Genomic DNA, 20,592 nt, shown 5'->3' with positions numbered 1-20,592 from the left:
ATTTAATGACTCCTATCAAAAGCATCGCCTTAATTTGTATCGTAATTTTACTCATAGCTGTCGGCGGGCTTTTTTATCTATTTTTAAAGATTATTAAAAATCGGGCAGAGCCTGCCTTTAAAGAGGTTTTACCCGATCTGCCAAAAGATAAAAAGATCGAGATAGACGATCTTATAAAATTTGCCTCAGACAGCACTATCAACAAGAACGAGCTTTTTACGTTAGTGAGAATTTTTACCGAGCAGATGAGCATACCGTCTAAAAATGGTGATAAAGCCCCAAAAGAAGCCGGTAACTATCTAAATTTCATAACGCTTGTTTGCAGGCATAAAAATGTCGATGCAAAGCTCATAAGCTATCTGAATAACGAGACTAAAAAGAAAAATCCGACCTATGTTTTAGAGATCGAGGAGTATGAGAAGCGAGGTCTGGATACCAGGAAAGTTCGTAAATAACTTCATTAAGCCTTGCTTTAGGAACGATCAATTAAACGTGGCACGAACATTGCGCGTTTGCAATGCTCTGCTTGCAGGGAAGCTGATTTTTTCTTCGCTTAGTTTGCAACTGCAAAGCACAGAAGCGAAGCGAGTATCAATACTTTGCTATAACAGAGCTTTAAAATTTTTTAAAACAGAGCCAAATTTAAAAACAACACTTACATGGCTTTATTGATTTATCAGCAGGAGCGAGTGGCTACGAATTCAAAATTTAAGGCAAATTTATCCCGAGTTTTAGGCAGGCGCCATAAACTATCGCACTCATCAACCCCGCGAAAAATCCCGCTATCATATCATCGCCCATGACGCCAAGTCCGCCTTTTACATTTTTATCCACGCGGCCGATGACGGATGGTTTTTTGATGTCTAGGAGCCTAAAAAAGGCGAACGATAGTAAAATTTGCGAGATCGTACCGCCGCTTATGGCTACTGCGAGCCAGACGCCGGCTACTTCGTCGATCACGATGTGCGAGCTGTCGTGGATACCGATTTGCGCTTCATATCTATCTATGATGCTTATACTGATCAAAAAAAGTAAAATACTTGCTAGAAAAAGTGTAGTCGGCGAGAATGCCCAAAGTATCGCCGCCGCTACTACTGTGCCGGCGATAGAGCCCCAAGTACCGGGGGCTTTTGGCAGTAGTCCGAAGCCAAAAAATGTCAAAAATAGCTTTTGCATAAATTTCCTTATGTCATCGACGAGGTTTGATAAAGCTTCATCAGCTCTTCGTAAAAATCGCGGTCGGTGCGTTTTTCTAATAGCCCCGAATTCACGAACAGATCGTCGCAGAGCTTTTGCACGTCCTTGAAGCGGTTTGGAAAGAGCTCGCTTAAGACGAATGCCGAAATTTCAGGCCGCACGAGGATAGCTGGCGGCATGATACCCTTAAAAAGCAGCTCTTTGATGATGTCCGGATGATATTTGATGTGGTGATGTTGTCCGTGAGGGCAAGTCTTCGTGCTTACGAGTGTGCGGCACTGGTTGCAATAAACTAGCTCGGGTAAGACTATGATCTCTATCTCCAGCTCGTTTTTGTATCGATCAAGGATCGTGTGCGCCTCGTTGTGGTCGTAAAACATACCGATGCCGGCATGATTTTGTCCGATGACTAGCTTGTTTGCACCAAATGAGCGCGCAGCGATGCACTCGAGCGTAGGATTTGTATGCGAGCTAAAAAGCGTCGTATTTTCAAGGGGAAAGACGAATACGCGCTTTTCTGGTAGGTAGTTTTGGTTGAAAAATTCCAGCACCCGCTTTCTGATGGCGTAGTCTATATGGTTTTCTTGCAGCGTCCTCACTAGAAATACGATTACGAGGTCAGCTTTATCGACCGTCATGCGAATGAGCCTCTCGTGCGCGCGGTTAAACGGGTCGGCGGTCAAAAACACCGACGTTATCTTTTTGGCGTTTATCTCTTTTATGACGTTTTTTAGCCTGAATTTTGCGTCTTTTATGCTCTCGTCATAAATTTCAAACTCACCGCTGATCGCGTATTCACCTAGCTGCAGTTGTCGCCCGTTGGCTGATTCATTGGCTAAAAATATATTTTTCTCACGTGTAAATTTATCAAGCTTGAAAATTTTATCCACGTCGATGTGTCCGACGTCTCTGCCCTCAAGCACTAAATTTACGCGTTCGCCCGCACTTAGCTGCTTTATCGTGTGCTGATTTATCTCGCTTGGCGGTGCGAAGCCAAAGGAGTAGGGCATCGGCTCGCCCTCGAAATAGCCGCTTTCGTTGGCCAGTCTTATCTGCTCGTCGTCCATAAGGGCGCTGAAATTTGAGATGACTTGATTTTTTATGAGTTCCAGCGTGCCAAATACTTCGGTGTTTATGATGATGGATTTATTTTTTCTTGAGGATGTCATATTTTTTTCTCTTTTCCCAAAGTGATTTGCGTGAAATTCCTAGTTTTTTGGATAGCTCGGTATCGGGAAATCTATCTTGGTAGTTCATGATGACGTATTTTATATAATCATCGATCGTGACGATCTCGTCGATGCTAAAAAGATTTTCGCCGTTTGAGATATCAAGCGTTTCAAATGACACCTTTTGCTCGAAGTCGCTAGTCGAGATTATCACCTTGCGCTTATACACGAGCGATAAAATTTTATCCCTTTCGTCTTGTTTTAGCAGCTGAAAGCTCGAGATATATACATAGTCATCGTGATTTTGTCTTAAAATTTTTTCTATTTGAGCCAGCTTGGTCGCGGGCAAAAATATAAACGGAATTTTTGTCATTTTCATGTAATTATGAACGAATTTATCGGCGTAGGCGATCTTTGAGGTGCGTATTAAAAGCGGGAATTTCACCTTTTTTGGCTCGAATTCGTCTATCTTTAAATTCCTCAAACTATAATCAACATAGCTCTCGTAGTTTCGCAGCATACCTTGCAAGCGTCTGTGCTCCTCGAAATGATTCATCTTACGCACGAGCTCTTCTATCATGAACGGCTTTTGTATGTAGTCGTCAGCACCCGCTTGGATGGGTTTTAGCACGGTGTCGTTGCTAATGTATGCGATCAGCAAGATGATGATCGAGCTTTTAAATTTTTCTATTATCGGGTAAAAATCCTGTCCGGGGAGTGTGGTAGAAAGTAACACTACATCAAACTCTTCGTCCTTCAAGGCCTCCTTCGCACTCTTTGCTATCTCGCACTCATGCCCCAGATCAGCGAGCTTCGTAGCCATCGAGCCCGCCAAATATATCTCGTTTTCAACTATTAAAATTTTCATCATTTTGTCCAATCATAGTATTTCAAATTTGCACTTGCTATCACGGCTATGCCCTCGCCGCGTCCTACAAAGCCAAGCTTTTCTGTCGTGGTAGCTTTTACGTTTATGCGGTTTGGCGTCAAATTTAGCGCACCCGCGATATTTGCCTCCATTTTACGCTTGAATTTTGAAATTTTAGGGCGCTCAGCCATGATCGTGATATCGGCATTTACCAGCTCAAAGCCCACGCTTTGCACCTTTTTATAGGCCTCTTGCAGTAAAAGCAGCGAGCTTATGCCCTTAAATTCGGCATCTGTATCAGGAAAGAGCTCGCCTATATCGCCAAGCCCGGCAGCTCCTAATATCGCGTCCGTTAGCGCATGAAGCGCTACATCGCCATCGCTGTGAGCCTTGAGGCCAAATTCATATTCGATCTTTTCTCCGCAAAGCCACAGCTCGCGTCCACGCTCAAATTCATGCACGTCAAAGCCGGTGCCCGTGAAATGCTCGTTTGAAGGAGGGATCAGACAGGGGATCTTGGCGAGGTCGCTTTTAGTCGTGATCTTGTGCGCTCTCTCATCGCCAAGCACGTGCCATACGCTAGCACCCACAGCTCTCATCGCGGAGCTGTCGTCGGTGTAAAGAGTATCGGTCTCAAGCGCTTGTTTTAGCAAATTCGTCTTTGAAAGCTGCGGCGTTTGGATGAGCTTTATCTTTTCTCTATCTATCGCTTCGTCGTCAAAATACGCGGTATCTGCGATTTTTAGCGCCGGGACTACGCAGTCGGCTTGCTTTGAGCCTTCTATTATCTTGCTAAAAAGCTCGTGTGTGATGCAAGGGCGGGCGATGTCGCTAACTAGCACGAACTGGCTGCTGACTAAAATTAGCGCATTTTTCAGGCTTTGCTGGCGTGTGTCTCCGCCGATCACAAATTTATAATGAGGGGCGAACCTAGCCATATATTCGCACTCTTTGCTCACGACGATTATATCTTTGAACGTGTAAAATTCACTCAAATTTTTTGTAGCGGCCAGCCAAAGCGGATCGGAGCCGATACGTAGCCATTGCTTTTTTACCGGCAGCTCAAAACGGCTGGAATTCCCAGCTCCAAGCATGATAAGAGAGATATCTAGCAAAATTTTTCCTTATATTTATTTTGGCTGAAATGTTACGATATTATACACCTACAAAACTTGTATTAAACTTTTGGCTCTATTTACAAAGCCTCTATTTTAAGAATTTCAAAACCAAGAGCATTTTTGTTAAAGCATAAAAGAAGTTAAATTGCAGTAAAATTATCCGAATTTTGATATTAGGAAATTTGATGAGAGAAGAGTGGCTTGACGCCCGAAAAAACGATGCGACGCCTACACAGATGTATTACGCCAAAAACGGCATCATAACCCCCGAGATGCGCTATGTCGCGGATGTCGAGGGACTTGAGGCGGAGTTTGTCAGGCAGCGCGTAGCCAGTGGCGCGATGATAATCCCCGCAAATATAAATCATAAAAATTTAGTCCCGATGGCGATCGGCATAGACGCTAAGACGAAAGTAAATGCCAATATCGGCAACTCAAGCCTTGCTAGCGATATCGAGGGTGAGCTTGAAAAGCTTAGAGCTTGTCTGAAATACGGAGCCGACACTGTCATGGATCTAAGCACCGGCGGCGATCTAGACGCCATACGCGAGGCCATCATAGCAAATTCCAGCGTGCCTGTGGGCACCGTGCCGATGTATCAGATCATCCACGATGTGTGCGACCTTGAGAAGCTAAATAAAGATGTGATGCTCGAAGTCATAGAAAGGCAGGCAAAGCAGGGAGTGAGCTACTTCACGATACATGCGGGCTTTTTACTAAAATTTATGCCCCTTATCTCAAAGCGTAAAATGGGTATCGTAAGTCGCGGTGGTAGCTTGATGGCCAGCTGGATGATGCACTATCATAAAGAAAATCCGTTTTACGAAGCCTTTGATGAAATTTTGGATATTTGCGCGAGGTATGACGTCGCACTTTCGCTTGGCGATAGCCTGCGACCTGGCTGCTTGTATGACGCGACTGATGAAGCGCAGCTAAGCGAGCTGAAGGTGCTTGGTGAGCTCACACTTCGTGCGTGGGAGAAAAACGTGCAGGTCATGGTCGAAGGTCCCGGCCACATACCGCTAAATCAAATCGAATACAACGTAAAAATCGAGCAAGAGTGGTGTCATAATGCGCCGTTTTATGTGCTCGGGCCGCTCGTAAGCGACATCGGAGCGGGATACGATCATATCACTTCGGCTATCGGTGGAGCGATCGCGGCCAGCCACGGCGTAGCGATGCTTTGCTACGTGACGCCAAAGGAGCATCTGGGGCTGCCAAACGCAAACGATGTCAGAGACGGCATAATCTCTCATAAGATCGCAGCACACGCAGCTGACATCGCACGCGGCAGAGTAGGAGCCATAGAGCGAGATCACGCGATGAGCGATGCTAGGTATAACTTTGACTGGAACAAGCAGTTTGAGCTCGCACTCGACCCTGATAAAGCTCGTGAGCTTCACGACGAGAGCCTGCCTCAAGACGTGTTTAAAGAGGCGGAATTTTGCTCGATGTGCGGACCGAAATTTTGCGCGTATAAAATTTCAAGAAAAATCATAAAGGAGAAAGATGTTAAGTAAAGAACAGATCATGGAGCGCCTAAAGGGCGTAGTTTATCCCGGGTTTGAAAAGGATATAGTAAGCTTTGGCTTCGTTAAAAACGTGCAAGCGGGCGAGCCCATAAAAATATACGTGGAGATCGTCAGCTCAAATCCCGACATAGCAAACGAACTAAAAGCGGATATCTCGCGCGTGCTTGGCGGAGCGGCGGCCGAGATAAACATCATCCAGCCAAAGATGCCTCAAGAGAAGTCGAACTCTCAAAGCGGTAAAAATATCGCGCCGCAGATCAAAAATTTCGTAATGGTAAGCTCCGGCAAAGGCGGCGTGGGTAAAAGCACCACGACGCTAAATTTAGCCATTTCGATGGCGAAGCTTGGTAAGAAAGTAGGCCTGCTTGACGCTGACATCTACGGACCAAATATCCCACGGATGTTAGGAGAGCTCAACACTCAGCCTCAGGTCATGGGGAATAAGCTAAAGCCGATACTCAGCCACGGCATAGAGATGATGAGTATGGGCGTGCTGATGGAGGAGGGTGCTAGCCTCATTTGGCGCGGATCGATGATCATGAAAGCGATCGAGCAACTGCTAAAAGACGTGCTCTGGAGCGAACTGGACGTACTTTTCCTCGATATGCCTCCCGGAACCGGCGATGCGCAGCTCACACTCGCACAAAGTGTGCCGGTGACTGCTGGTGTATGCGTCACAACGCCGCAAGTAGTCGCGCTTGATGACAGCAGACGCGGGCTTGACATGTTTGAAAAACTTCACATCCCGATCGCCGGTATCGTCGAAAACATGAGCGGCTTCATCTGCCCTGATAATGGCAAAGAGTATGACATCTTTGGCAAAGGCACGACCGAGGAGCTGGCTAAAATTTATAAGACTAAAATTTTAGCCCAAATTCCGATCGAGCCGGCGGTGAGGATAGGCGGCGATAGCGGCAAGCCGGTGAGCTTTTACGAGCCAAATTCCGTCACTGCCAAACGCTACGAGCAAGCTGCGCGCGAGCTTTGGGACGCGATAGAGACCATAAATAACGAAGGCGGCGCGGACAACTCCGCTATCCAGCCGGTAAATGACGGTAAGAGCGCGTGCAGTAAGTAAATTTTAGGGTCGTTTGACCCTAAAATCAGCTTCTGAACGCCCAAACAAAATACAGTAACAATAAAATGGCGAATAACAAAATTACAGTTTCGTTCTTACCGCCTCTTTTTGCCAGTTCTTCATCGCTTTGCATATCTAAGATTTTGACAAATCTGCTGCAAACTATAAATTTCGCAGATACCGCACATGAATAAGAGATTATTAGTGTTGGAAGCAAGCCTGCAACTGGGATAAAAACGCATACCAACAAGGTGCAAAGCATAGCCGTATAGGCCTTTCTATAAAGAAAGAAAAATAGCGTTGAAAAAAACGCCCACCAGCTCCAAGTAACTTTAAGTGTGAATTCATTTGCTTACGGGTCGAGAAAATTCTCGCAAGCGCTTGCGTAAATTTCGACCTTTTCTGGCGTCTGAAGGTAAATTTCAAGCTTTTCTCGAAGCGTTTTGGGATCGCTTAAAATTTGCTTTTGATACTCTGATAGCTGCATATAAATCCTTGATAAAATTTGGTAATACTAGCAAAATTTCGCCGGATTTAGCTTATCAAATTTAAAATTTCCTCTAAATTTTCACACTTTTCAAGTTCGTTTAGTGTTTCAAAAAGTTGTTTGTTTACAAAATTTATCCGCGAGCAATTTCTACTTAAACAATATTTTGCTAAACTCCATTAAAATTTAAGGAGCGAAAATGTCAAAGATAAATATCGAAACTAAAGAGCAGTTCAAGGATTTTTGCGAGCAGATACGCGCACAAAAGGGCTATAAAGATCCGCTGGCGTTTGGCATCGCGCGAGTAGATCTTGGGCAGCTAAATGAAGACAAAATTTTGCAAGCCAGCTACGCCGTGGTAAATTTCAAAGAGAGCTTCCTCTCGGCTGCCGCGCTTGTTTGGGCGTTAAAAGAGTGTGGCGTCGAGGTTGATTTTAACGCTAGCGAGTTCGTTGCGAGGTTTGATGCGAAGGTCGCTAAAAAGGCTTGGAAGCTTTTTGGAGTGTTTAAAGATGAAATTTCACAGCATAAAAACGTTCAGGTCGTAAATGCAGTGCGTCACGCGCTGGAAGATGAGAAAAACGAGGGCAAATTCCGCGTCGTTTTTATCTACGAGGATACAAAGCCGCTCAGCGCCGAGGCTGTTTATCTGAAGCTTTATTTGCTTAGCTTGCAAAAAGCGCCGCTTCGCTCCCTTTGTCTGGAGGGGGCTTTTGCAGCGTTGCCAAACGTGGCTTGGGGCGCTGATGGCAAGCCTATCGAGCTTGAGTGGCTACGCGTGAACGAGATAGAGCTAAAGATGAACGGCCGCTATCCGGCGATAATGAGCGTAGATAAATTCCCGCGCTTTTTAAGTCACATCATACCGGCCGAAAATACGCGCATCCTAGATACCGCTAAGGTGCGCATGGGTGCTTCGATAGCGGCCGGAACGACCGTCATGCCGGGCGCTGCGTATGTGAATTTCAACGCAGGCACCACCGGTAGCGTGATGATAGAGGGTCGCGTCAGTAGTTCCGTGGTCGTGGGCGAGGGCAGCGACGTGGGCGGCGGTGCGAGCATCCTTGGTGTGCTTAGTGGCACGAACGGCAACCCCGTCAGCATCGGCAAGCACTGCTTGCTGGGTGCAAACTCGGTCACCGGCATACCACTAGGCGATAAATGCATAGTAGATGCGGGCATAGCGGTGCTTGAGGGCACGAAGGTCTTTATCAGCCAGGCGGAGCAGGGCAAGCTAGCCGCGATAAATCCAAATTTTAAATTTGATCGTGAAATTTACAAAGGGCTCGAGCTTGCGGGGCTAAACGGGCTGCATTTTCGCCAAAACAGCCAGACGGGCCAGATCACGGCAAGTGCTAGCAAACGCGCGATAAAGCTGAATGAGGCTTTGCATTAGGAGGCGGCGATGAAGATAGGTATCGTGTTATACGACAAGGTAAATTTGCTAAATTTCGCTCAGATCAGCGACTTTGTGCGCGGACTTGATGGTGCGAGGGTGAAGACCTACGCTCTAAAGCCTGAGATCGTCGATGAGGTCGGGCTTAGGCTACATCCTGAAATTTACGCCGAGAGCCTATACGGACTTGAGGCTATCATCGTGCCAGACGGCATAGGTGCTTTAAGTCTTAGATACGATGAGATATTTTTAAGCTGGATCAAAGGCGCTTTAGGAGCGAAATTTAAGATCGGGCTTGACCTTGGAGTGCTGATACTTGGGGGAGCCGGGTTTCTAAAAGGACGCGAGGCAGCCATAAGGGGTGGCTATAAAAATGCGCTGAGCGAATACTGCGAATTCATCGATGCAAAAATGTGCGACAGTGACGGTGTGATCAGCATTTGCGAGCTAAACAGCGAGGTCAGGAACGCTCTTTCTGAAATTCTAAAGTAAAGTGACGGCGAGGCGATCCTAGCAGCGACCGTGTCTGCTACCTATGATCTATTTGAAAAATCTCTCATACTAGCCCACGCACCGACGAGCAGTAGCGGTAAAACGGCGCCTGATATTAGGTCAGCCACCGCAAGAAATGGCTGCGTGAAAGCCCTTAAACTCTGCACCGAGTGCAATGTATGCAAGGTAGCGATGGCGATGAGCAAAAATGCATACGAGCTAAAAATTTTACTTTTTGCGATACGCGCCATTTTGAAATTTAACACTATCCAAACAAATAGCAAAAAGCACCACAAAAACGGCAGCACACCAAACAAGATCAGCATGTTTAACGACCTATCCGCTAGGTAAAATCCCGTGCAGCAAAGCAGAACTATGATAGCCACTATGCCGGCGCGCCTGAAAGTGCAGCAGATATTTGAGTCCGAGATCCGCGAGATCAAGTGAAAGCTTTTGTGAAAAAGAGCGAGTGCGGCGATTAGAAAGATCAGACGTGCCACTGCAAGCGGTGTTTGCAGCTGCTCGCTCGTAGGGAAAATTTTCGTCAGCTCTGTCGCAAGCAGACATAGCGCGGCGCAGATGCCGTTAAATTTAGCGGCCTTGAATTCGGCATTCATCTTTTTCCTTTAAAATTCGATGTTTGATCAAGCTTAAAATTTTAAAGTGAATATACACAAATTCATTTGGCTATGTTATATTAAAGTATTGATGTCCGCTTCGCAAACCTTGCTCACTCCGCAAAGCGCCGAACTATAGCACGAAAATCGCGTTCAGCTTTACAGCTTCACTGATTTTCGGCGGCGATAGCGTCGTTTCGCAAGGTTTGACTTCGCTCTAGAAGTCAAAAACAATACTTTTTAAAAATAGGACCATTCATTTTAAACAAGGCTTGCTGTGCGGTTTGTCCGCCAAAAGCGCAAAAATGTCGTGCCAGGCCCATAGGACACCCTAAAATAGTGGCGATAGATAGTAGTGAAAAGCTCAAGGATTGTATGTGTAAGAAGATGATGGGAAAATAGCGTTTTACCCGAAAGAATTTTATGAGGCAAGGCGCGATAAAGCTTATCGCACCGATATTATTTCGCCTTTATGTATCCATAGCGACGTTGTCCCAGTCGTTTTCCTTGTCCATATCTACGATCCACCACAGTCCTGCGCGACGCTCCATCACGACGCCCTCGTCAAGTTTCTTTGGCATCGGTAGATTGTTTATGCGTGCATTGACGCAGGCCCAGTGATAGCGGTAGATGAGGTCGGCTTCGTCTAAAATTTCGTCAATGTCTCTTAGCTTTGCAGCCGCTATGAATTCGTCTAAATTTGAAAATTTAGCCACGATGCCTATGGCTGTCGGACCGTCTACTATGGTGTCCGGGAAATTTAGCTCGTCCACAAAGCCTAAAGCCCAAACGAGCACCCAGTAAGACTCGTATCTCCAAACCATGTTTATGATCTCTTGCTTGTTGGCCTGCGCGTCTATGACGCTCTTTTCTTTTGGTGTGAGATCGTTTGTGACGCCAAAAGCCTCCAGCTTGCTAAGTAGGAATTCACGCTCGTTTTCATAGTTGCCGTTGTTTTGCTCTAGGGCCGCTAATATCGCTATCAGGCAGGCTACGGCGCGTCTAGATATCTCCTCTATGCTTCTTTTTCTGACCTCGTTTTTACCGTCAAGCATAGGTAGCCAGTCGATGTATGGGATGTCTAGCTTTTTTAGCTTCTCGATATTTTGGGCTTTTCTGGACTCCGGTGTTTTCTCGCCACCTTTTTTGAATGCGTTAAAAATTCCCATTTTCTCTCCTTATTCGACGGTTACTGATTTTGCTAAATTTCGCGGCATATCGACGTTGTTGCCAAGCCTCACTGCGATCTCGAGCGCCAAAATTTGCAGTATTATCATCATCTCGAAAAATTCACTCATCGGGTGATCTTGCTCGCTGGTTTTTATAAAATCATCGCTAAGCTCGAACTCCTCGGGGCTTATCGCCACGATATAAGCGTCTCTTGCCGCGAGCTCTAAAGTGTTGCTCTTTGTCTTTTCGTATAAAAGCGTCTTTGGCATGAGCGCTATCGTAAAGAGCTTCTCGTCCGCAAGCGCGATAGGTCCGTGCTTCATCTCGCCCGACGGATAGCCCTCGGCGTGTAGATATGAAATTTCCTTGAGCTTTAGCGCTCCTTCTAGCGCGAGCGGATAGAAGATGTCACGCCCGATAAAGAAAAAGCCGTGCCCGTGCATATAGTGCTTACTTAGGCGGTGTAGCTTTTCTTGCAGGCTCGTATCGATGTTTAAAATTTGAGGTATGTGAAGCAGCGTCTTTATCTCTTTATCAAGCTCTTTTGCGCTTAGCGAGCCCTTGGCTTGGGCCACTTGAAGCACCAGCATCCAAAGTAGCGCCACTTGCGTAGCAAAGGCCTTTGTGCTGGCTACGCCCTTTTCGATGCCTGCGCGAGTTAAAAGCGTGATGTCCGCGATACGAACGATCGAGGAGTTGTCGACGTTGCAGATGGCTAGCGTTTTTAACCCGTTTTCTTTAGCGATCTTAAGCGCTTCTAGCGTGTCTGCGGTCTCGCCGCTTTGGCTGATGACGATAAATAGCGAATTTTTAAGCAGTTTTGGCTTGCGGTAGCGAAATTCGCTCGCTACCTCGACCCTGGCTCTAACGTCAGCCAAGCGCTCGAAAAGATAGCTCGCCGTAAGTGCGGCATGATAGCTTGTCCCGCATGCACAAAGTACGATGTCATCGAGACTTTTTAGGTATTCGTCGTCTAAATTTTCGAGCGAAATTTTATGATTTTTCACACGTCCCATGAGAGTCTCCGAAACGACCGCGCTTTGCTCGTAAATTTCCTTTTCCATGAAAAAGGTATAGCCCTCTTTTTGCGCGTAGCTCTTGTCCTTTGGTAGGGCGCTAAAGCTCACGTTCAGCCTTTTGTGCGCCTTAAATACGGCGATCTCTTCAAGGCTTACAAAGCCGTAGCTCTTGTCGTCGAGATAGCATACCTCCTTTGCGACGCCGATTAGCGGAGCGTCTGAAGAGGCGAAATATACCTCCTTTGCGTCACTTTTGCCTATCGCCATAGGTGCAGCGTCTTTTGCAAAGAAAATTTTATCAGGCTCGGTTTTGGTGATGAGAAGCGTCGCGTATGCGCCCCTTAGCCTGGCGATGGTCGCCTCGTAGGCCTTGAATGCGTCCTTTTTCTCTTTTAGCGTCTCTTCGAAAAGATGGACTATGACCTCGGTGTCGGTCTGGCTTATAAATTTTACGCCTTTGGCCTCGAGCTCCTCTTTTAGCTCCTTATAGTTTTCGATGATGCCGTTGTGCACGACAAAGGAGTGCTCGCCAAGGTGCGGGTGAGCGTTTATCTCGGTCGGTTTGCCGTGCGTCGCCCAGCGCGTATGGCCTATCGCCACGCCAAAGCCCTCCGAGGTGAAGTCTTTGACCTTGTCGGCTAAATTTTCAAGTTTGCCAACGGCCTTGAAATAATCTATCTTGTCGCCGCTCATCACGGCCATACCCGCGCTGTCGTATCCGCGGTATTCGAGCTCTTTTAGTCCGTTTAAAATAACGCTTTTTTTCTCTTTATCTCCGATGTATCCTACTATTCCGCACATATTTTTACTCGCTTATCAATAAATTTAAAATTTTCTCGCCGTTACGGCACAGCCTATCGTTTTTTTCGATCAAAAAAAGATTGCGCGTGCGATTTTTGATGGTCTGTATCCTAGCACTCGCGATACGAAAATTCGTCTCGTTCATGACGCTCATGACATAGGCCATCAGCCCGCGCTGATCTTTTGCGTTTATGCCAAGTCTGGCATAGTCTTTCGAGTGATTGATGTCGAAGTTTATCTCATCTTTGTTAATATTTGGTTTGAGCGGTTTTGGGTTTTGACTGCTTTTTAACGCATTTCGTGCGAGTCGCTCGATGTTTTTTAGCTCTGAGGTCTTGATGTTTTTGTTAAAGTCCAGCCTGATGTAAATTTTCTTATCAAAAAGCTCGAAGATCTCCATATACGCAAGGTCAAGACCGGCTAGATCGGCAAGCAATGCGGCTAAATTTATAGGCTCGTTAGAGATGATCTGTAGGCTTAAATTTTGCTGGTTTTGCACGAAAATATCTAAATTTTCGCACGCATTTGCCATTTTGCTTAGATTTATGATCTCGTTTGCGCTGTATTTTGCAAAGACTAAATTTGAAGTGATGTCAAAAATTTTGTCCTTAAGGCTTGGCTCGAGCGCTTCGTAGGCTTGGTTGCGCTTGATTGAATGCTCCTTTTTGACGCGTCTGGTGGCTTCATCGAGTAAATTTTCATCATCAAAGCTTTCAAGCGAAATTTCATAAAGCTCACGTAATAGTTTTGCATTATAGGCGTTATAGAGCTTCTCGCTAGTGGCGTTTATCACGCAGTAGCTAAGGATATAGAGTAGCTTTAAGACCTGCTTATCGCCAAGCTTTGAGATGAAGGCGAATATCACGCGCTGAGAGTAGATGTCCTCTCTGTTTGAGACGTTGCTCATGAGAGTATGGTATTTTACGAGCAGGACGCCGACATTCACGGACTTTGCGCTAAGGCCAAGCCTATTTGCGTATGCTCTGAATATATTTGAGCCAACGACGCTGTGATCGCCGCTTAGGCCCTTGCCCACGTCGTGCATGAGCGTTACGATCTTTAGCATCATCTTGCCCTCGGCGCATAGCTCTTGATATAAATTTCTTATGAATTTATCTTTTATGTTTTCCAGGTAGCGTACGCTCAAGATGCTGTGCTCATCGACGGTGAAATCGTGATATCCGTCGTATTGGGCCAGCTGAGAGATGTGCTCCATCGGTTTTACTAAAATTTGTATCATCTGCGCGTCTAGTAGGGCCTTTAGTATGCAGTAGGCGTTGTTTCTGGTAAATATCTTTTTAAACTCGACGATCGCTCTTTCAAGCTCGTTTTTGCCTATTTTCGCCCGTTTTATGTAAAAGACGGTACTTATGTCAAATTTATAATTGATATCCTCTAACGAGAGTAGCTGCTTTATGAGGATGTCGATGTTTACGGGCTTTTTATGTACCGGCGTGTAGATCACACCGTCTATCTCGTAAAAGTCATTTTGGCGGCGCGCTAGCCGTTTTTGCGTGAAATTCAGCTCGCTTTTAAACAACGGTCTGCAAAGGCAGGCGGTTAGAAACCGCGAATAGATGGCGACGTTATTCATGTTGCTTAGCATTTTTTGGCTGATTATGCTCTCGTTATCCTGTGTTTTTTTGGACTTGGTCTGCATGAAATTTGTGATCGTCTCTACGCTGGAGGCACTGAATTTATCGGAATTTTGTGTTAAATTCAGCGCTGATTTTAGGCTCATCAAAAAATCCACATTGAGGTTGAAAGCGGCGATCTCCTTTTCGTCCATAAATTTTAGCGCCTGCGATCTGACCGAAACGTCGCTGTCAAGGCAGTTTAGTATGCAGTGTAGGTGCCAGACCTCGTCGCTACCGCCAAAGCCGGTTTTTAGATCCGGCTCTTGATGCAGGTATTTTATGTTTTCAAACGGCAAAAACGCCTTTATGTGATAGCTCAAAAACTCAAGTTTGTTGTGTTCTTTCAGCTTTGCGATCTCGCTTTTGGTCAGACGATAGAGGCTTTTTGAGCCGCAGATGTAGCGCACCTGCGAAATTTCGCTCTTGGCCCTCACGTCATCTTTATAATGTGCGAAAAATTCGTCTATCTCGACGCTTTTTATTTGCAAGTAGATCGGTGAAGCGTTTAAAATTTCAGTGAGAGTTTTGACGAAAAATTTTATGTTGTAGCCTTTGACGTTTTTATAAACGATCAAAATTTCAAGCTGTGAGCTGGCTGAAATGATGCTTTGAGCGTATTTGCTCGTGGCTAAGACGCTTATGCTAAAAGCGTCTGTTTGAGGCATGAAGTCGCCGAAAAATTCCCTCATAGCCTCATTTAGGTAGCTTTTTATGAAGTCGTCGTTCTCTTTGACTAAGAAATTTGCAAAATTCCTGCCTTGATTTTTTTGAAAATATTTTGCGAGATTTTGCCTGAAGTCCTTGAAATTTTCGTTTATTTTCACGATATTTTGGCTAGTTTTAAATTCTTGGCTCGTTTGCATCAAAATAAATCCAACTTTAAATTTATGAACCTCGATGATACTAAATTTTTGCAAAAACAAAGCTTTTTTTTCATATAATCCAAGCATTAGTTTAAGCTTTAGGATAAAATCACGATAATGAAAATACTCGATAAACTGCAAAGCGGCGAACGTTTGAGCAAAGACGAAGCCTTTTTGCTTTATGACCTGCCGCTTTTCGACCTGGCGAAATTCGCCAACATCAAACGTCAAAATTTACACGGCAAGAAGGTCTTTTTCAACGTAAATCGCCATATAAATCCGACAAATATCTGCGCTGACGTCTGTAAATTTTGCGCATTTTCGGCGCATCGTAAAAATCCAAATCCATATCTGATGAGCCACGACGAGATAATGAAAATCGTGCAAAATGCCGTAGAAAACGGAGCTAAAGAGATACACATCGTCTCGGCCCACAACGCCAAAAGCGGCTGGCAGTGGTATCTTGAAATTTTTAAAAAGATCAAAGAGGCCTATCCAAATTTACATGTCAAGGCGATGACTGCAGCCGAGGTCGATTTTTTGGCGCGTCATTACGGGCTTAGCTACGAGGAAGTGATCGAAAAGATGCTAGAATACGGCGTAGATAGCATGCCAGGCGGCGGGGCTGAAATTTTTGACGAGGGCGTGCGGGCTAAAATTTGCAAAGGCAAGGTCAGTAGCGAAAACTGGCTAAAGATACACAAAATGTGGCATGACAAAGGCAAAGAAAGCAACGCCACGATGCTTTTTGGACATATCGAAAGCCGCGAAAACAGGATCGATCACATGCTGAGGATCCGTGACGTTCAGGACGAGACCGGCGGGTTTAACGCGTTCATCCCGCTTGTCTATCAGCGCGAGAACAACTATCTAAAAGACGTGAAATTCTTGGGCTCGGTCGAAATTTTAAAGACCATGGCCATATCTCGACTCGTGCTTGATAATGTGCCTCATATAAAGGCGTATTGGGCGACTTCGACTCTGAATTTAGCCATGATAGCGCAGGAATTTGGTGCTGACGATCTAGATGGCACTATACAAAAAGAGAGCATCCAAAGTGCTGCCGGTGCGGCAAGCGCGAACGGAACCAGCATGAAGACGTTTTGCGATATCATAAAAAGCTCGGGATTTATCCCGGTCGAGCGCGATAGTTTGTATAACGAGATCAAAATTTATTGATAAAGGGGGCTTTGTGGATATTTTTTCTTTAGCGCAGAACAAAACCAGCGTGAAGCAAGAATTTGGCGCCGGACTTACGACGTTTTTGGCGATGATTTATATCGTGCCTACGAACGCTTTCATAATGAGCGAAACCGGCATGCCTATGGAGGCCTTGATCACCGCAACGGCCTTGATCACGATATTTTCGACCGTTTTAAATGGGCTTTGGGCGAATACTCCGGTCGCGATGAGCGTGGGGATGGGGCTAAACGCTTATTTTACATACGGGCTGTGTTTAGGCATGAAAGTACCGTGGCAAACGGCGCTTGGCATCGTTTTTTTGAGCGGAATTTTATTCATAGCGCTATCTTTTACAAATTTTAGGATTTGGGTCATCAGATCTATCCCTGTCGATCTGCGCCGCGCTATTAGCGCAGGTATCGGCACCTTTATAGCCTTCGTCGGACTACAAAAAATGGGCATAGTCGTAAACAACGACGCGGTTTTGGTCGGACTTGGAAATTTAAAAGATATGAACGTTTTGCTCGGTATCATCGGGCTTATCTTGGTCATTTCGTTTTGGGCGTGGAAGATAAAAGGCGCATTCATATTGTCCGTTTTGGCGACCTCGTTGATCGCTTGGATATTTGGAATTTCGCCTTATCCGAAGGAATTTATCTCACTGCCCGCATCTATCTCGCCTATTTTTTTAGAGCTTGATATAAAGAGCGTATTTTACGATGCGATGGGAAATTTCAGCCTAGCGCTCCTGCCTATCGTGGTCGTGTTTTTTGTGACCGATCTGTTCGACTCGATAGGCACTCTATCAGCCGTGGGCATGAGAGCGGGGATCTTTAGCGAAAGTAAAAAAGACGGCATCGTGAAGCTAGAAAAGACCCTGGAGGCGGACGCCGTAGCGACTGCAGCCGGAGCGCTCGTGGGCGTTAGCACGACTACTTCGTTCGTCGAGAGCGCCAGCGGCGTGGAGGAGGGTGGACGGACCGGTCTTACCGCGGTAGTTTGCGGCTTGTTTTTCATCCTCACGCTTTTCATGCTGCCGCTGTTTAAAGCTATACCCGCAAACGCCATATATCCGATACTCGTGATGGTCGGCATTTTGATGTTTGCCGAGCTTGGCGAGATAAATTTCAAAGACAGCGCCACTGCGGTCGCGACATTTTTCATGGTCGTGCTGATACCGCTTACATACTCGATCACAAACGGGCTCGCGTTTGGTTTTATGGGGTATTTGATAGTTAAAATTTTAAAACGTGAATTTAGCGATCTGAGCATTGGCATAGTCGTGCTGGCGCTCATCAGCTTTGTCGTATTTTTAGTGCATTAAGGAGAGGAAGTGATATTTTATTCTTACGATGAATTTGCCGTAGATGTTAAAAAAATGGCTGCCGAGATAAAGAGCGAATTCAGTCCTGACGTGATATTGGCTATCGCGCGTGGAGGGCTTACTTTAGGCCACTCTTTGGCGGTCGCACTAGATAACCGAAACCTTTTTACGCTAAATTCCATCCATTATGAAAATACCAATAAACTCGATACTATCGATATATTCAATGTCCCGGACCTTAGTAAATACACTAAAATTTTGCTCGTCGATGACATCATAGATAGTGGCGAGAGCATGGTCGAGATAAAGCGCGAACTGCTTAAAAGCTATCCAAATTTAGTGATCAAGATAGCGACCGTTTTTTACAAGCAAAAGGCACTTTTGCTGCCTGATTACAAGGTCAAAGAGGCACACGACTGGGTCGAGTTTTTTTGGGATATACATATTTAAGGCTAAATTTTGATAAATAGCATAAGAGAGTCGGCTCTACGTCATAGAATTTTGACCATGACTTTTATATGCGTGATCGAGCTTGCTTTTTTGCTATATTGCGTATCGCAGCTTAGCATAAGCTACTACGAAGCATTCATTTTTTTTGAGAGAAACAGTGCGATCGGCTACGTAGTGCGCGCTAGTTGCGCGATCTTTGGACAAAACGACTTTGCCTTGCGCGCTCCGATGATTATTTTTCACGTTTTAAGCGTGATCTTACTTTATAAGATCAGCAAATTTTATCTAAAGTTAGAATTTGACCGTGTCGTTGCGGTCGTGCTTTTTATACTTTTGCCCGGCACATTAGCCAGCGCAATAGTCGTAAATAATGCCGGCCTTTGCATAATGCTGACGCTTTTAGTCCTTTATCTTTTTCATACGGATCGTAAAATTTTATTTTATCCGCTGTTTTGTGCTATTTTTTTTGTTGACGGCGATTTTTTGATGCTTTATTTGGCATTTTTTATCTACGCGATGTATCGTAAAAACGCTCCTTTGGCATGGATGAGCGCGCTTTTGTTTTTGCTTTCTTTATACGTTTTTGGCTTTGATACTAGTGGCCGTCCAAGCGGGCATTTCATCGATACTTTCGGTGTATTTGCCGCTGTGTTTTCTCCTTTTGTCTTTGTATTTTTCGTTTATACGCTTTATAGGATTTGGATCAAGGAGAAAAAGGAGCTTTTATGGTTTATTTGTATAAGCTCGTTTTGTTTTTGCATGGTGGTATCGATCCGTCAGCGTATCGAGCTGGAGGAATTCCTGCCGTTTTGCATCATTGCCACGCCGCTTATGGTGCGTATGTTTTTTAGCTCGTATCGCGTGCGTTTGCCGCAGTTTAGGAAAAAATATAAAATTTTTACCGGGCTCGTCGTCGTATTTTTGGGTATAAACTGGCTTTGCTTGGTGTTCAATCCGATATTTTATATTTTCTTAAATGAGCCGACAAGACACTTTGCTTATAAATTTCATGTGGCAAAAGAGCTTGCCACAGAGATAAAAGCGGCCGGGTATCAGGATATAAACGTGGAAAATCAAAGGCTTGGGCTCAGGCTTAAATTTTATGGCGTCAATGTAAACTCAAAAAGCCGAAATTTACTTGTCAGCTCAGATAAAAACACCGAATTTAAAATAGAAAAATTTGGTAAAGAGATCGCGAAATTTGAGGTTAAAGGATCATGAAAATGGTGACGAATAGGGCGTTTACGATGATAGAGCTTGTTTTTGTTATCGTGATAGTTGGCATTTTGGCCTCTTTGGCGATACCTAGACTTGAGCGCAACGGAGCTAAGGAAGCTGCCGAGCAGATACTTTCACATATAAGATATACGCAACATTTGGCTTTACAGGATGATAAATTTAGTGTGAGTGAAAAAGAATGGTATAAGGGGCGCTGGAGAATATATTTTAACTATACAACAGATAGTAATGATTGGCGATATGTAGTCTTTTACGATATGCGTGGAACAAAGAAATTTTCAGGTAATCCAAATAACGGCATAGTAAATATTGCAAATGATCCAAGCAAGCCAGGTGGTAAGCTTATAGATAAATTTCAAAAACAATCTATACCAGAAAAAGCAAGAAATAAAAATTTAAATCTAACAAAAAGATACAGTATAGGCGGTAAATATGGTGTAATAATGTCAAAGGAATGCAGTGGAAACACAATAGCTTTTGATAATATAGGGCGACCATATTCTGCTTTGCAAAATTCAAAAGGACCATACGATAAACTTTTGAAAAAGGAATGTATTGTGGCTCTAAAAGATAGTACTGGACATCAAGCCAAGATACATATCGAGCCCGAAACCGGTTTTGCTTACATCACTTATAATTAGATATTATATAAATTTACTCAAAAGCTTATTTTTTCAACATCCTTTAAGCTTGCCTTGTATATAATTCCAGCTCACGATTTAAGAAGCCATCTTTAACTTCCTTGTTAATAAAGCCTTTTCTTTTTTATCGTTTGTTCTTTAACCTACCATTGTTAAACTATTAGTCAATCTTTGAAATCTAAACAAGTGATCGATTGAGCCGATCTGCTTTTAGGCTTTCTTTGGAAAGTAATCAGCGGATCAAAAACTAAATCATCTTTTCTTTGTAATAGATAAAGATGTATTAAAAAATAAAAAACAAAAGTTTTTAGA

General features: G+C 44.7%; 19 protein-coding genes. 10 read left to right on the top strand and 9 right to left on the bottom strand.

Annotated elements, in window-relative coordinates:
* Window positions 1–5 precede the first annotated feature (5 nt).
* A complete protein-coding gene (locus CCVT_RS06750; RefSeq protein WP_018136223.1) occupies window positions 6–455 on the top strand; it encodes a hypothetical protein in 450 nt (149 codons plus the stop codon).
* 253 nt (window positions 456–708) lie between these two features.
* On the opposite strand, the gene CCVT_RS06745 is transcribed toward CCVT_RS06750, so the two are convergent.
* The 4 genes from CCVT_RS06745 to CCVT_RS06730 are packed head-to-tail and all read right to left on the bottom strand — an operon-like array spanning window position 709 to window position 4,349.
* Window positions 709–1,176: a phosphatidylglycerophosphatase A family protein gene (locus CCVT_RS06745; protein ID WP_018136224.1), complete on the bottom strand. Its 468-nt coding sequence runs from the start codon at window positions 1,174–1,176 to the stop codon at window positions 709–711.
* An 8-nt stretch (window positions 1,177–1,184) separates the two neighbouring features.
* Window positions 1,185–2,366 carry a sulfate adenylyltransferase gene (locus tag CCVT_RS06740; protein ID WP_018136225.1) on the bottom strand — a complete coding sequence of 394 codons (1,182 nt, stop codon included), beginning with the start codon at window positions 2,364–2,366 and terminating at the stop codon, window positions 1,185–1,187.
* On the bottom strand, window positions 2,344–3,234 hold the full coding sequence (locus CCVT_RS06735) for a response regulator (protein ID WP_018136226.1): 891 nt from the start codon (window positions 3,232–3,234) through the stop codon (window positions 2,344–2,346). Before CCVT_RS06735 ends, CCVT_RS06740 begins: the two co-directional genes overlap by 23 nt.
* Entirely contained in the window at window positions 3,234–4,349 is a 1,116-nt protein-coding gene (locus CCVT_RS06730; RefSeq protein ID WP_018136227.1) for a bifunctional 2-C-methyl-D-erythritol 4-phosphate cytidylyltransferase/2-C-methyl-D-erythritol 2,4-cyclodiphosphate synthase, read from the bottom strand. The genes CCVT_RS06735 and CCVT_RS06730 overlap by 1 nt, the downstream gene beginning before the upstream one ends.
* A gap of 188 nt (window positions 4,350–4,537) precedes the next feature.
* Here CCVT_RS06730 and thiC point away from each other — a divergent pair, with 188 nt between their 5' ends.
* Both thiC and CCVT_RS06720 read left to right on the top strand, forming a co-directional pair.
* Window positions 4,538–5,872: a phosphomethylpyrimidine synthase ThiC gene (gene thiC / locus CCVT_RS06725; protein WP_018136228.1), complete on the top strand. Its 1,335-nt coding sequence runs from the start codon at window positions 4,538–4,540 to the stop codon at window positions 5,870–5,872.
* Window positions 5,862–6,962 carry an Mrp/NBP35 family ATP-binding protein gene (locus CCVT_RS06720; RefSeq protein WP_018136229.1) on the top strand — a complete coding sequence of 367 codons (1,101 nt, stop codon included), beginning with the start codon at window positions 5,862–5,864 and terminating at the stop codon, window positions 6,960–6,962. The genes thiC and CCVT_RS06720 overlap by 11 nt, the downstream gene beginning before the upstream one ends.
* 352 nt (window positions 6,963–7,314) lie before the next feature.
* Here the strand turns inward: CCVT_RS06720 and CCVT_RS10050 are convergent, their stop codons facing one another.
* Window positions 7,315–7,449, bottom strand: coding sequence for a hypothetical protein (locus CCVT_RS10050; protein WP_018136230.1), 135 nt, complete (start codon window positions 7,447–7,449; stop codon window positions 7,315–7,317).
* A 199-nt stretch (window positions 7,450–7,648) separates the two neighbouring features.
* Here CCVT_RS10050 and CCVT_RS06715 point away from each other — a divergent pair, with 199 nt between their 5' ends.
* Both CCVT_RS06715 and CCVT_RS06710 read left to right on the top strand, forming a co-directional pair.
* Window positions 7,649–8,845, top strand: a complete 1,197-nt coding sequence (locus CCVT_RS06715; RefSeq protein WP_018136231.1) for a tetrahydrodipicolinate N-succinyltransferase N-terminal domain-containing protein — start codon at window positions 7,649–7,651, stop codon at window positions 8,843–8,845.
* Between the two features lie 9 nt (window positions 8,846–8,854).
* A complete protein-coding gene (locus CCVT_RS06710) occupies window positions 8,855–9,337 on the top strand; it encodes a type 1 glutamine amidotransferase family protein (protein ID WP_018136232.1) in 483 nt (160 codons plus the stop codon).
* Between the two features lie 41 nt (window positions 9,338–9,378).
* On the opposite strand, the gene CCVT_RS06705 is transcribed toward CCVT_RS06710, so the two are convergent.
* The 4 genes from CCVT_RS06705 to CCVT_RS06690 form a co-directional block, all read right to left on the bottom strand.
* Window positions 9,379–9,954: a hypothetical protein gene (locus tag CCVT_RS06705; protein ID WP_018136233.1), complete on the bottom strand. Its 576-nt coding sequence runs from the start codon at window positions 9,952–9,954 to the stop codon at window positions 9,379–9,381.
* Window positions 9,955–10,424: 470 nt separating this feature from the next.
* Window positions 10,425–11,123 (bottom strand): DUF4272 domain-containing protein, encoded by a 699-nt coding sequence (locus CCVT_RS06700; protein ID WP_018136234.1) that lies wholly within the window; start codon window positions 11,121–11,123, stop codon window positions 10,425–10,427.
* A 9-nt stretch (window positions 11,124–11,132) separates the two neighbouring features.
* Window positions 11,133–12,944: a glutamine--fructose-6-phosphate transaminase (isomerizing) gene (glmS, locus tag CCVT_RS06695; RefSeq protein WP_009650468.1), complete on the bottom strand. Its 1,812-nt coding sequence runs from the start codon at window positions 12,942–12,944 to the stop codon at window positions 11,133–11,135.
* Between the two features lie 4 nt (window positions 12,945–12,948).
* Window positions 12,949–15,531, bottom strand: coding sequence for an HD domain-containing protein (locus CCVT_RS06690; RefSeq protein WP_169765152.1), 2,583 nt, complete (start codon window positions 15,529–15,531; stop codon window positions 12,949–12,951).
* 30 nt (window positions 15,532–15,561) lie between these two features.
* Here CCVT_RS06690 and mqnE point away from each other — a divergent pair, with 30 nt between their 5' ends.
* The 5 genes from mqnE to CCVT_RS06665 are packed head-to-tail and all read left to right on the top strand — an operon-like array spanning window position 15,562 to window position 20,280.
* Complete coding sequence (gene mqnE, locus CCVT_RS06685) at window positions 15,562–16,623, top strand: aminofutalosine synthase MqnE (RefSeq protein ID WP_009650499.1); 1,062 nt, start codon at window positions 15,562–15,564, stop codon at window positions 16,621–16,623.
* 13 nt (window positions 16,624–16,636) lie between these two features.
* Window positions 16,637–17,950, top strand: a complete 1,314-nt coding sequence (locus tag CCVT_RS06680) for an NCS2 family permease (RefSeq protein WP_018136236.1) — start codon at window positions 16,637–16,639, stop codon at window positions 17,948–17,950.
* A gap of 9 nt (window positions 17,951–17,959) precedes the next feature.
* Window positions 17,960–18,400, top strand: a complete 441-nt coding sequence (locus CCVT_RS06675) for a phosphoribosyltransferase (RefSeq protein WP_018136237.1) — start codon at window positions 17,960–17,962, stop codon at window positions 18,398–18,400.
* A 9-nt stretch (window positions 18,401–18,409) separates the two neighbouring features.
* On the top strand, window positions 18,410–19,621 hold the full coding sequence (locus CCVT_RS06670) for a glycosyltransferase family protein (protein WP_018136238.1): 1,212 nt from the start codon (window positions 18,410–18,412) through the stop codon (window positions 19,619–19,621).
* The gene (locus CCVT_RS06665) at window positions 19,618–20,280 is read left to right on the top strand and encodes a pilus assembly FimT family protein (RefSeq protein WP_018136239.1); all 663 of its coding nucleotides are present in this window, start codon (window positions 19,618–19,620) and stop codon (window positions 20,278–20,280) included. Before CCVT_RS06670 ends, CCVT_RS06665 begins: the two co-directional genes overlap by 4 nt.
* Window positions 20,281–20,592 lie beyond the last annotated feature (312 nt).

The organism is Campylobacter curvus (assembly GCF_013372125.1).
Taxonomy (GTDB): domain Bacteria; phylum Campylobacterota; class Campylobacteria; order Campylobacterales; family Campylobacteraceae; genus Campylobacter_A; species Campylobacter_A curvus.
The sequence above is the reverse complement of the archived record's forward strand: the minus strand, read 5'-3'. Positions and strand labels throughout refer to the sequence as shown.